Below are 12500 nucleotides of genomic sequence, written 5' to 3' on the forward strand. Positions count from 1 at the left end.
TGGCGCGCCGGCCGGCACCACGGCTGCTAGCGTGCGGTGCATGCGAGCTGCCTTCGCCTCGACCGTCGACGCCGACGACCCGCTTGCCGCGCTGCGCGTCGGTGAGCTGCCCGAACCGGACCCGCCCGCCCCGGACTGGACGGTGGTCGAGGTCCGGGCCAGCTCCCTCAACCACCACGACCTGTGGTCGCTGCGCGGCGTCGGGCTGCCCGCCGACCGGCTGCCGATGATCCTCGGTTGTGACGCCGCCGGGGTCGACGACGCCGGCAACGAGGTCGTCGTCCACTCGGTGGTGCCCGATCCGGCGGACCCGCGCGGCATGTCGATCCTGTCCGAGCGCTACCCGGGCACGTTCGCCGACCGGGTAACGGTGCCCCGGTCGAACCTGATCCCGAAACCCGCCGGGCTGACCTTCACCGAGGCGGCGTGCCTGCCCACCGCCTGGCTGACCGCGTACCGGATGCTGACCACCCGGGGCCGGGTCGACCAGGCCGAGTCGGTGCTGGTCCAGGGAGCGGGCGGTGGGGTGGCGACGGCGGCCGTGGTGCTGGCCGTCGCGTTGGGCAAGCGGGTCTACGCGACCAGCCGGGACGCTGAAAAGCAGGAGCGGGTCGCCGCGCTCGGTGCCACCGCTCTGGCGTCGGGCAGCCGACTACCGGAGCGGGTCGACGTGGTGATCGAAACCGTCGGTGCGGCCACCTTCGACCATTCGATGAAGTCCGCCGCGCCGGGTGCCCGGATCGTCGTGTCCGGTGCCACCAGCGGCCACCTGCCCGCTGTCGACCTGCGCCGGGTGTTCGCCATGCAGCTGGAGATCCTCGGCACCTCGATGGGCACTCCCGACGAGCTGCGGGACCTGCTGGCGCTGTGCGCGCAGCGGGGCATCCGGCCGGTTGTCGACACCGAGTACGGCTTCAGCGAGGTGCGCGACGCATTCACCCGGCTGCACGCCGGTAGCACGTTCGGCAAACTGGTGCTCGACCACCGGCGTTGACCAGCCGCGTCACCAACGGGCCGGGTCAGAGCTGATCGTCGAAGACGGCGACCCCGGCCGGCGGGTCGTCGGCCAGCCGCTGCCGGGCGGCGTCGTCGCCGTACAGCGTCCACCGCAGGAAGTCGGTGCTGGTGCCGAGCACCACGTCGTACGCCGGGTTGCCGGGCCGCAGCAGCGACTGACCGTGGTCGCCGTCGGGCAGGCTCAGCATCGCCTTCGGCCACGGCACCCGGTCGTACGCCGCCTTGCCCGACGCGTACGACACCACCTCGTCCAGCTCGCCGTGGATGAACAGCTGCGGTGCGGCGGCCCCGCTGAACGCCGTACCGACGCCGAGCGCGCTGCCGGCCAGCACGACGCCCGCGTCCAGCCGGTCGTCCCGGGCAGCGGTGAACAACCCGACGGTGGTGACACCACCGGCCGAGTGCCCGGCGGCGGCGACGCTTTCGACGTCGAGCCGGCCGGCGAACTCGTCACCGACGCGGCCGTCGAGCGCCAGCAACTCGTCCAGTACGTGCGACGCGTCCGCCGGCTGGTTGAGCACGTCCAGTGCGTTGCCGCCGGAGCCGCCCTGACTGGTGAACGGGTAGGTCGGGGCGGCGACGACGAACCCGGCCGCCGCCCACTCGGACAGCACCGTACGGTAGTCGGCCGGCTTGCCGCCGAGGCCGTGGCTGAACAGCACCACCGGGTACGGACCGTCCCCGCCGACCGGGTACCAGACGGTGACCGGCAGCGGCCGGTCACCACGGTTCAGATCAAGGGTGCGGGTCCCGACGTCGAGTCGCCGCGTCGGCGCCGGTCGGCCGGGCCGCTGGTCGGGCTGCGCCGACGTCGAGTCAGGCTGTCCCGCCGCGGCGGTCTGCGTCGCAGCCGGGGCGTCAGTCACCGGGCCGGGCGCGGCGGCGGTGCCGCATCCGGCCAGCGTGGTGGTGAGCAGACCGACGGTGAGCAGGCCGGCTACCACCGGACGGAAGTCACGCATTGGACGATTGTTACCGGCATCCGCCGGGTCGACCACCGGCTCGCGCCGGCCGGTCGTGGCAGCGTCCGGTTGACTTCGCTAGGGTTTTCGTCATGTCTGACGAGTACGTCGATCCGAGCGGCAACACCGAGGCCTTCCGGGCCTTCCAGACCTCGCCGCAGCCGGTCGCCGACCAGCCGTCCCGGCTACCGCTGATCATCGGTGTCGCGGTCGCGGTGGCGATCGTGGTCGCGATCGCCCTCTGGCTGGTGCTCTGATCCTTCGCCGGCCGGCCGGCCGGCCCCGACCCGGCACCAGTGACCCGGGTCGGCCCGGGGTCAGCCGTCGGTCAGCACCGCCCGCGTCTGACTGGCGATCTCGTACTCCTCGTCGGTGGGGACCACCCACACCTGCACCGGCCTGCCGTCCGGGGAGATCATTCGCTCGCCTCGGCCCTCGTCGTTGCGCCGCGCGTCGACCTGGACACCGATCCGGTCGAGCCCGGCCAGCGCCGCCGCCCGCACCGGGGCGGCGTTCTCGCCGACCCCGGCGGTGAAGACGATCGCGTCGACCCGACCGAGCAGCGCGTGGTATCCGCCGACGTAGAACCGGATCCGGGCACAGTAGATGTCGAAGGCGAGCCGGGCCGCCGGATCCCCGTCGGCGCGGCGGCGCAGCACCTCGCGCATGTCGCCGGCCCCGGTCAGCCCGACCAGACCGCTGCGCTGGTTGAGCAGCCGGTCAACGTCGGCGGTCGACCAGCCGGCCACCCGCTCCAGGTGAAACACCACCGCCGGGTCGAGGTCACCGCTGCGGGTGCCCATCACCAGACCCTCCAACGGTGACAGCCCCATCGAGGTCGCCACGCTGCGGCCACCGGCCACCGCGCAGGCGCTGGCCCCGTTGCCCAGGTGCAGGGTAATCACATCGACGTCGGCCGGTGCCCGGCCGAGCAGGGCGGCGGCCCGCCGGGACACGTATGCGTGCGAGGTGCCGTGGAACCCGTACCGGCGGATGCCGTACCGCTGCGCGGTGTCGGCGTCGATCGCGTAGCTGGCCTGCTCCGGCGGCAGGGTGCGGTGGAAAGCGGTGTCGAAGACCGCGACCTGCGGCACACCGGGCAGCAGCCGGCGGGCCTGGGCGATCCCGGTCAGGTTGGCCGGGTTGTGCAGCGGGGCGAGCGGCACCAGCCGCTCGATCTCGGCGACCACCTGGTCGGTGATCAGCGTCGGCTCGGCGAACCGGACACCGCCGTGCACCACCCGGTGCCCGACCCCGCCGAGGCCGGTCAGGTCGACCCGTTCGGCCATCAGCCGCAGCGCGGCCGCATGGTCGGCCGGCCCGCCACCGGGCTCGCCGATCCGTTCCACGGTGCCCTTGTCGACCACCTTGTCGCCGTCGAAGAGCTGGTACTTCAGCGACGACGAGCCGCAGTTGAGCACCAGGATCCGGGCTACGTCACTCATCGCGCGGCCGCCTGGATCGCGGTGATCGCCACGGTGTTGACGATATCGGGCACGGTGGCTCCCCTGGACAGATCGTTGACCGGCCGGCGCAGACCCTGCATCACCGGTCCGACGGCGACCGCACCGGCCGAACGCTGCACCGCCTTGTAGGTGTTGTTGCCGGTGTTCAGGTCGGGGAAGACGAAGACGGTGGCCCGCCCGGCGACGTCGCTGCCGGGCAGTTTGGTGGCGGCGACCGTCGGGTCGATCGCCGCGTCGTACTGGATCGGGCCCTCGACCAGCAGGTCCGGGCAGCGCTTGCGGACCAGGTCGGTGGCGGCGGCGACCTTGCGGACGTCGTCGCCGCTGCCGGAGGTCCCGGTGGAGTAGGACAGCATGGCGACCCGTGGCTCGATGCCGAACCGGGCGGCGGTCTGCGCCGAGCTGACCGCGATGTCGGCCAACTGGTCGGCGTCCGGGTCCGGGTTGACCGCGCAGTCGCCGTAAACCAGCACCCGGTCGGCGAGCAGCATGAAGAACACGCTGGACGCGACCGACACGTCCGGCAGCGTCTTGATGATCTCGAAGGCGGGGCGGATCGTCGCGGCGGTGGTGTGGGTCGCCCCGGAGACCATGCCGTCGGCGTGCCCGACGTGCACCATCATCGTGGCGAAGTAGTTGACGTCGCCCATCACGTCGTGCGCCAGCTCCCAGGTGACGCCCTTGTGCCGGCGCAGCTCGGTGTACCGGGACGCGAAGTCGTCGCGCCACGGGCTGACCGCCGGGTCGACGACGCCGACCCCGTCGATCTGCACGCCCAGCTCGCGGGCCCGGCGGCCGATGTCGTCGGCGTCGCCGAGCAGGGTCAGGTCGGCGACGCCGCGCCGTAGCAGGATCTCGGTGGCCCGCAGGATCCGTTCGTCGGTGCCCTCCGGCAGCACCAGCCGGCGGCGGGCGGCCCGGGCCTGGTCGATCAGCGCGTACTCGAACATCATCGGGGTGACCCGGGCCGACCGGGTCACGTCCAGCCGGCGGGCCAGCTCGGTCGTGTCCACGCTGGACTCGAAGGCGCCGAGCGCAGCCTCCACCTTGCGAGGGTTCGCGGTGCTGGGCCGGCCGGAGATCCGTCCGGCGGTGGCCACCGCATGGAAGCTGTCCGCCGGTGCGGACAGCACCGCCAGGTTGGTGCCGAGCCGCTCCACCAGGCGCATCGCCCGCGGGTCGGGCCGTTCGCCCAGGGTCAGCGCCACCCCGGCCAGCGACACCAGCCCGGCGGCGTGCGCCGCGCTGACCGCGACCAGCAGGTCCGCCCGGTCGCCGGGGGTGATCACCAGCGCGCCGTCGACGAGATGGTCCAGCAGCACCGGCACGTGCGCCGCGCCGACCACGAAGTCCAGCACATCACGGCTCAAGGCGGTGTCGTCGCCGGCCAGCACGGCGGCGTCGAGGGCGCCGGCGACCTCGGCGACGGTCGGTGCGGAGACCGCCGGGATCTCCGGGATGGCGTAGACCGGTACCGGCAGCGTCGGTGTCACCACCCCGGCGTCGACCCGGTTCGCGATCACGGCCAGCACCGTCGCACCGAGCTCGGTCAACGAGTGGTACGCGCTGCGGGCCGCGCCGGCGACCTCGGCGGCGTCCCGGCGGATCCCGTCGACGAGGGCCACCACCACGCTGCCGAACTCGGTGGCCAGCCGGGCGTTGAACGCCAGCTCGCGGGGGAGACCGCCGTTGTCACCGGTGTCGTCGAAGTCGCTGCCGACCACCAGCACCGCCGGGCAGCGCCGCTCCAGTTCGCGGTACCGGTCGACGATGCGGGAGATCAGCTCCTCCCGCCGGCCGTCGGCGACCAGCTCGGCGGCCTCGGCGTAGCTGGCCCCGTACAGCTGGTCGTCGGGCAGGTCGATCCGGTAGCGCTCACGCAGCAGGGTCAGGGTCGCGTCCGGGCCGGCACCGGCGAGCAGTGGCCGGAACACCCCGATCCGCTCGACCCGGCGGGACAGCAGCTCGGCCAGGCCGAGGGCGACGGTGGACTTGCCGCCACCGGGGCCGAGACCGGCCAGGTAGACACTTCGCGCCACCGCCCCAACGTACAAGGCGCAGGCGCCCGGAGTCTGGTGACCTTGGTCCCGGCCCGGGTGGGTCCAGCGTCAACGCCTGGCTCAGTCGTCCTCGTCGTCGAGCCGGGCCAGCCAGGTGGCGAACCGTTCCACCGGGGTCTCGAACTCCGGGTGCAGGTCGACGAAGTCACGCAGCCGTTCGGCAAGCCAGGAGATGGCCACCTCCTCCTCGCCGCGGCGCTGCGCCAGTTCCTCGATGCCCCGGTCGGTGAAGTACACGCGTGCCCCCCGGTCAGCGTCGCGGCAACGCGGCGTCGATCAGCGCGGACTGCTCGACGTCGTGCAGCTTCGTCGAGCCGACCGCCGGCGCCGCCGCCGCCGGCCGGGAGATCCGCCGCAGCCGTACACCGTCGAGATGCTCCAGCAGGTTGAGCGCGACGAACGACCAGGCACCCTGGTTGGCCGGTTCCTCCTGGACCCAGGCGAAGTCCTCGGCGTTCGGGTAGCCGGCCAGCGCCGCCCGGATCTGCTCCACCGGCAGCGGGTACAGCTGTTCCATCCGGATGATCGCGGTGTCGGTGTCGAGCTGACCGTTGCCGCCGGCGACCGCGTGCCGTTCCGCACGGGCCTGCAGCAGGTCGTAGTAGACCTTGCCGGTGCACAGCAGCACCCGCTTGACCGATTCCGGCCGGCCGTCGGCCACCGGGTCAGGCAGCACCGGCTGGAAGGTGCCGGAGGTGAAGTCGGCGACAGAGGAGACGCAGAGCTTGTGCCGCAGCAGCGACTTGGGGGTGAACACCACCAGCGGCTTGCGCTTTGGCGACAGCGCCTGCCGGCGCAGCAGATGGAAGTAGTTCGCCGGGGTGGTCGGGATCGCGATGCGCATGTTGTCCTCGGCGCACATCTGCAGGTAACGCTCCGGACGCCCGGACGTGTGGTCCGGACCCTGCCCTTCGTGGCCGTGCGGCAGCAGCAGGGTCAGCGCCGACCGCTGCCCCCACTTGACCTCGCCGGAGGAGACGAACTCGTCGACGATCGACTGGGCGCCGTTGACGAAGTCGCCGAACTGCGCCTCCCAGAGCACCAGCGCCTCCGGGTTCTCCACCGAGTAGCCGTACTCGAAGCCCATCGCCGCGTACTCGCTGAGCAGTGAGTCGTGGACGAAGAACCGCGACTCGTCGGTGACCAGGCTGGCCAGCGGCAGGTAGTCCCGCCCGGTGCGGGCGTCGACCACCGAGGCGTGCCGCTGTACGAAGGTGCCCCGGCGGGAGTCCTGGCCGGCCAGCCGGACGGTGACGCCGTCGGCGAGCAGCGTGCCGAACGCGACGATCTCGCTGAAGCCCCAGTCGATGTCGCCGGAGACCGACATCTTCGCCCGTCGCTCCAGCAGCTGCTGGATGCGCTTGTGCGGGGTGAAGCCCTCCGGCAGGTCCACGTGCGCGTCGCCGACCGCCCGCACGGCGGCGGCGTCCACCGCAGTCGCCACCTGCGGCTCCGGCTCCGGCTGGCGGCTGGGCAACCGGCTGGTAGCCGAGGTGGCGGCGTCCCGGGTCGCCTTGAACACCTGCTCCAGCTGGGTCTGGTAGTCGCGCAGCAGCTCCTCGGCGTCGGTGATGGTGATGTCACCCCGGCCGATCAGCTCCTCGGTGTAGAGCTTGCGGACGCTGCGCTTCGAGTCGATGATCGCGTACATCAACGGGTTGGTCATCGACGGATCGTCGCCCTCGTTGTGCCCGCGCCGCCGGTAGCAGACCAGGTCGATCACGACGTCCTTGTTGAACGCCTGACGGTACTCGAAGGCGAGCCGGGCGACCCGGACGACCGCCTCCGGATCGTCGCCGTTGACGTGGAAGATCGGCGCCTGGATCATCCGGGCCACGTCGGTGGAGTAGAGCGACGAGCGGCTGTGCTCCGGTGCGGTGGTGAAACCGACCTGGTTGTTGACCACCACGTGCACTGAGCCGCCGGTCCGGTAGCCGCGCAGCTGCGACAGGTTGAGCGTCTCGGCGACCACGCCCTGCCCGGCGAACGCGGCGTCACCGTGTACCAGCAGCGGCAGCACGGTGTAGCCCTCCAACTTGAGGTCGATCCGGTCCTGCTTGGCCCGGACGATGCCCTCCAGCACCGGGTCGACCGCCTCCAGGTGCGACGGGTTGGCGGTCACCGACACGGTGATGCCGTGCTCGCCGTCCGGGGTGGTGAACTTGCCGACCTGACCGAGGTGGTACTTGACGTCCCCGGAGCCCTGAGTGGACTTCGGGTCGAGGTGTCCCTCGAACTCAGAGAAGATCTTCTCGTACGGCTTGCCGACGATGTTGGCGAGCACGTTGAGCCGGCCCCGGTGGGCCATGCCGATGACCACTTCGTCGAGGTCGGCCCGGGCCGAGGACTGCAGGACCTCGTCCAGCAGCGGGATCAGCGACTCGCCGCCCTCCAGTGAGAAGCGCTTCTGCCCGACGTACTTGGTCTGCAGGAAGGTCTCGAACGCCTCGGCCGCGTTGAGCCGGTTCAGGATGTGTTTCTGCTCGGCCGCGTCGGGCTTCTCATAGCCGCGTTCGATGCGTTCCTGGATCCAGCGGCGTTCCTCCGGATCCTGGATGTGCATGTACTCGATGCCGACCCGGCGGCAGTAGGAGTCGCGCAGCACGCCGAGGATCTGCCGCAGCTTCATCCGCTGCTGGCCGGCGAAGCCGTCCACCGGGAAGGTGCGGTCCAGGTCCCACAGGGTCAGGCCGTGCTGCAGCACGTCCAGGTCCGGGTGCTTACGGATCTTGAACTCGAGCGGGTCGGTGTCGGCCATCAGGTGCCCGCGCACCCGGTACGCGTGGATCAGCTCGTTGACTCGCGCCGTCTTGTTGATCTGCCCCTCGGAGCTGACCGCCACGTCGCGCACCCAGCGCACCGGCTCGTACGGGATCCGCAGCGCGGTGAAGAGCTGGTCGTAGAAGCCATGCTCCCCGAGGATCAGCTCGTGCATGGTCTTGAGGAACTCGCCGGACTGCGCACCCTGGATGATCCGGTGGTCGTAGGTGCTGGTCAGCGTGATCACCTTGCTGACCGCCAGGTCGGCCAGGGTCTCTTCGGACATTCCGGCGTACGGGGCCGGGTACTCCATCGCACCGACGCCGATGATCGCCCCCTGCCCGGTCATCAGCCGGGGCTGGGAGTGCACCGTGCCGATGCCGCCCGGGTTGGTCAGCGAGATCGTGGTGCCGTTGTAGTCGTCCATGGTCAGCTCGCCCCGGCGGGCACGGCGGACCACGTCCTCGTACGCCTGCCAGAACTGCCGGAAGTCCATCTGCTCGCACGCCTTGATCGACGGCACCACCAGGGTCCGGGAGCCGTCCGGCTTGGCCAGGTCGATGGCGATGCCGAGGTTGACGTGCTCCGGCGCGACCATGTTCGGCTTGCCGTCGATCTCGGCGAACGAGTTGTTCATCTCCGGGTGCTCGACCAGCGCCCGGACCATGGCGTACCCGATCAGATGGGTGAAGCTGACCTTACCGCCACGGCCCCGGGCCAGGTGGTTGTTGATCACGATGCGGTTGTCGACCAGCAGCTTGGCTGGGACCGCGCGCACGCTGGTCGCGGTCGGCACCGCCAGCGACGCGTCCATGTTCTGCACGATCCGGGCGGCGACCCCGCGCAGCGGCGTCTGCCGGCTGCCGCCGGCCATCGAACCGTTGCCGGCGGGTGCCTTGCCGGGTGCCTTGTCTGCTGCTGCCTTGTCTGCCGGTGCCTTGGTCGCCGTTCTGGTCGCGGCGGACCGGCCGCCGGTGGACTTGCCGGCGGCGGTCTTTGCGGTGCTCTCCGTGCCGGCGGCCGGCCTGGTCGGTGCTGTCTTGCCTGCCGGTGCCGTCCTGCCGGTCGGCGCGTCCGCCCGGGTGGGGCTGCTCTTGGCCGCGGCGGGCTCGGCCGCCCGGCGGGTGTTCCCGCGACCCGGCGCGGACGCTTCGGTCTGCTGGACGGACCGTGCGGCCGGCGCGTCGGTGCCGGCCCGGGCGGCGGCCGTGGTCGCCGTCGCGGCGGCCGCCTCGGTCGGCGAGGCGACCTGCTCGGGGCTGTAGTCGGCGAAGAAGTCGTGCCAAGCCGGATCTACGCTGGCGGGATCGGTGAGATACTTCTGGTACATCTCATCGACGATCCACTCGTTCGGGCCGAAGCCCGCCAGCGGATTGTCCTGCGAAGTCTGCTGGGTCGACACGGCCGGTAATCGCCTCTTTCACGCGGTCGGATTTGTCACGCGGGGACGCCACCAGGGTCGGGGCGCTGGTCGGGGACGGCTACCAGGCTACGCCGTACGCCGACGGGCGGCATTGTCGCATGCGGCTCGTGTCACTTTTCACAACGGCTGCCCCAGCCGCACCGGCCGGTACGGCGGTTGCCGTACCGGCCGGAATGGCAGGTCAGTAGGGGTATGCCTGACCGGTCAGGAGATGTCCCGACGGCGGGTGATCACCGTACCGACGATGCCGGTCAACAGCGCGTAAGCGATCAGGATCAGCGCACCGGTCCACCGGGGTGGGCTGTCCGGCAGGTCGGTGCCGGCGACCATCAGCTGCGACGCGATCGAGGGCACCAACCACTGCAGGTCACTGACCCAGTCGCCGAACCGGGACGCCAGTGTGGCCAGGATGATCGCCGTGCCGAGGTAGCCACCCAGGTAGAGCAGGATCGCCGAGACGGTGGCCCCGAGCTGGCTGCGGATCAGCACCCCGAAGCCGACCCCGAAGATCGCCCACAACAGGTAGGCCAGGCCGTTGAGCCCGACCGCCTCCCAGACCGCGCCCGAGCCGAACTCCGGACCGATGTCGAAGGTGGCCAGCACCAGCGCGCCGGCGATCAGGTTGACCACCGTGGTGATCAGCCAGAAGACGAAGCCGAGCAGCGACGCGGCGGCCAGCTTCGCCAGCACCACCTCGGTACGTCGCGGGCTGGTAAGGAAGGTCGTGGTCGCGGTCTGATGGAAGTACTCGTTGGTCACCACGATCACGCCGAGCAGCATCACGACCAGCAGCCCGAAGAACTGGCCGTTGGTGTAGAGGTTGGCCGCCAGCGCCGGCGCCTCACTGACCGCGCTGAGCACCTCGTCGTTCTCCGGCGTCGTCGGGCCGAACCGCTCCGGGTCGGACAGCACACTGGTTTGTACGTAGTTGACCAGCAGGGTGACCGCCCACAGCGGCAGGTAGATCAGGCCGAAGACCCACCAGGTGGCGGTGGTGGTGATCTTGAGCAGCTCGCTGCGTACCAGGTTCATCGGATGGCCGCCTTCGCGCTGGTCAGTTCCAGGAAGACCCGTTCCAGGTCGGGTCGTTCGGTGCTCAACTCGTGCAGCTCGACGCCCTCGGCCAGCGCGGTCCGGCCGACCGTCGGCGCGTCCACCCCGACGACCAGCAGCGCACCGTCCGGCGCGGTCTGCACCGTTGCCTCGGCCCGGCTCAACGCCGCCGTCAGCTTCTCGCCGTGCGGCGTGCGGACCCGGATCGTCGGGGCACCGGACATCGAGGCCATCACCTCGGCGACCGGGCCGTGTCGGACCAGTCGACCAGCCGCGATGATCACCACGTCGTCGGCGAGCAACTGCATCTCCGCCAGCAGGTGGCTGGAGACGAGCACGGTACGGCCCTGCGCGGCGAACGACTTGAGCAGGTCCCGCATCCAGCGGATCCCCTCCGGGTCCAGGCCGTTGGCCGGCTCGTCGAGGATCAGCACCTTCGGGTCGCCCAGCATCGCCGCGGCGATCCCCAGCCGTTGCCGCATGCCGAGCGAGTAGCCCTTGAACTTGCGCTTCGCGGCCGGCGTCAACCCGACCAGGCCGAGCGTCTCCTCGGCGCGGCGCAGCGGGATCCCGGCGGCGGCGCAGATCACCCGCAGATGGTTGATGCCGGAGCGGCCCTTGTGCGCGCTGGACGCCTCCAGCACCGCGCCGACGTGCCGCAGCGGATCGGTCAGGTCGGCGTACCGCCGCCCGCCCACGGTGGCATGACCGCTGGTCGGCGTGACCAGGTTGAGCATCATCCGCAGGGTGGTCGTCTTGCCGGCCCCGTTCGGGCCGAGAAAGCCGGTCACCCGCCCCGGCTCCACGGTGAACGACAGATCGTCGACCGCTCGGACGTTGCGGTACTGCTTGGTCAGCCCGGAGACGACGATGCGTCCGTCCTCCGACATGTGGCTCCTCTCGTCACACCGCCCCGGCATCCGACGGCGGGCCGGCGATGGCGATCCAGGTCGCCCGGGCCGCCGCCAGCGGTTGTCCCGCAGCATCGTAGAGCGTCGTGCGTACCTCGGCCTTACGGCCGCTGGTTCCGAGCAACTCGCCGACCACCACGCAGCGCTGGCCCGGTGCCGGCAGCGCGGCCACCGTCGCGGTCATCCGGCCCAGCAGGTACGGCCGGCCCGCGGCGAGCACCGTCCAGCCGCCGGGGCAGTCCAACGCGGCCCAGACGGTCGGCACCGTACGGTCGTCCGGGACGACGAACGGCGCGGCGCTGCGCCCGTCACCCACCGGCCCGGGAAACACCCGCAGACCGTCGGGGTGCCGTGGGCCGCAGACGTAGCAGTCCGGGAACGGATGCGCGTCGTGGCCCGGGTACCGGGCGCTGGCAGCCTCCGCCGTGGCCAGATCGACCGGCGGTACGGTCGGCCCGCCCACCGGGCCGCCCGAGCCGTCAACCGGGCCGGTCAGCCCGTCGATCGAGCCGTCGACCGCCTCGGCCTCGGCGATCAGCGTGACCGGATCGGCGCCGGTCTCCACGCTCAGGGTGTCGTCGGCGGTACGCACCACCCGCAGCTCGGTGTCCAGCGGCGGCGGCCGGCGCAGGGTCACCCGGACCGGCCGACCCCCGACCACGGTGGCCGGCTCGGCGCACAGCAGCGCCTGGGCGAACCGGCCGGCCGCGTACCCGCCGTTGGCGGAGCCGGTCGGGCCGTTGAACCGGGCGGAGATCAGCATCGGACCATCCTCGCAGTCGGCCGCCACCGCCGTTCGATCGACACCGCCGTTCACCGGATCGACACCGGTGCCATCCGCTACCGAC

10 protein-coding genes are annotated in these 12500 nt (G+C 71.4%); 2 read left to right on the forward strand and 8 right to left on the reverse strand.

All coding sequences use genetic code 11. From position 1 onward, the window contains the following. Window positions 1–31 precede the first annotated feature (31 nt). A complete protein-coding gene (locus O7621_RS12500; protein ID WP_282234110.1) occupies window positions 32–994 on the forward strand; it encodes a zinc-binding dehydrogenase in 963 nt (320 codons plus the stop codon). A 25-nt stretch (window positions 995–1019) separates the two neighbouring features. On the opposite strand, the gene O7621_RS12505 is transcribed toward O7621_RS12500, so the two are convergent. Beyond that, complete coding sequence (locus O7621_RS12505; protein WP_282234111.1) at window positions 1020–1979, reverse strand: chlorophyllase; 960 nt, start codon at window positions 1977–1979, stop codon at window positions 1020–1022. A gap of 92 nt (window positions 1980–2071) precedes the next feature. Between O7621_RS12505 and O7621_RS12510 the strand changes: the two genes are divergently transcribed. Further along, window positions 2072–2236: a hypothetical protein gene (locus tag O7621_RS12510; RefSeq protein ID WP_282234112.1), complete on the forward strand. Its 165-nt coding sequence runs from the start codon at window positions 2072–2074 to the stop codon at window positions 2234–2236. 60 nt (window positions 2237–2296) lie between these two features. Here O7621_RS12510 and O7621_RS12515 read toward each other — a convergent pair whose 3' ends face one another. The 7 genes from O7621_RS12515 to O7621_RS12545 form a co-directional block, all read right to left on the reverse strand. Continuing rightward, a complete protein-coding gene (locus O7621_RS12515; protein WP_282234113.1) occupies window positions 2297–3424 on the reverse strand; it encodes an acetate kinase in 1128 nt (375 codons plus the stop codon). After that, window positions 3421–5484, reverse strand: a complete 2064-nt coding sequence (gene pta, locus O7621_RS12520) for a phosphate acetyltransferase (protein ID WP_282234114.1) — start codon at window positions 5482–5484, stop codon at window positions 3421–3423. Before pta ends, O7621_RS12515 begins: the two co-directional genes overlap by 4 nt. 81 nt (window positions 5485–5565) lie before the next feature. Then, on the reverse strand, window positions 5566–5742 hold the full coding sequence (locus O7621_RS12525; RefSeq protein ID WP_199757927.1) for a DUF6104 family protein: 177 nt from the start codon (window positions 5740–5742) through the stop codon (window positions 5566–5568). A 13-nt stretch (window positions 5743–5755) separates the two neighbouring features. Continuing rightward, window positions 5756–9667 (reverse strand): multifunctional oxoglutarate decarboxylase/oxoglutarate dehydrogenase thiamine pyrophosphate-binding subunit/dihydrolipoyllysine-residue succinyltransferase subunit, encoded by a 3912-nt coding sequence (locus tag O7621_RS12530; RefSeq protein WP_282234115.1) that lies wholly within the window; start codon window positions 9665–9667, stop codon window positions 5756–5758. Window positions 9668–9892: 225 nt separating this feature from the next. After that, window positions 9893–10720, reverse strand: a complete 828-nt coding sequence (locus O7621_RS12535; protein ID WP_282234116.1) for an ABC transporter permease subunit — start codon at window positions 10718–10720, stop codon at window positions 9893–9895. Then, a complete protein-coding gene (locus O7621_RS12540) occupies window positions 10717–11631 on the reverse strand; it encodes an ATP-binding cassette domain-containing protein (RefSeq protein WP_282234117.1) in 915 nt (304 codons plus the stop codon). Before O7621_RS12540 ends, O7621_RS12535 begins: the two co-directional genes overlap by 4 nt. Window positions 11632–11644: 13 nt before the next feature. Continuing rightward, the gene (locus O7621_RS12545) at window positions 11645–12415 is read right to left on the reverse strand and encodes a hypothetical protein (RefSeq protein ID WP_282234118.1); all 771 of its coding nucleotides are present in this window, start codon (window positions 12413–12415) and stop codon (window positions 11645–11647) included. Window positions 12416–12500 lie beyond the last annotated feature (85 nt).

Source organism: Solwaraspora sp. WMMD937 (assembly GCF_029581175.1).
Taxonomy (GTDB): domain Bacteria; phylum Actinomycetota; class Actinomycetes; order Mycobacteriales; family Micromonosporaceae; genus Micromonospora_E.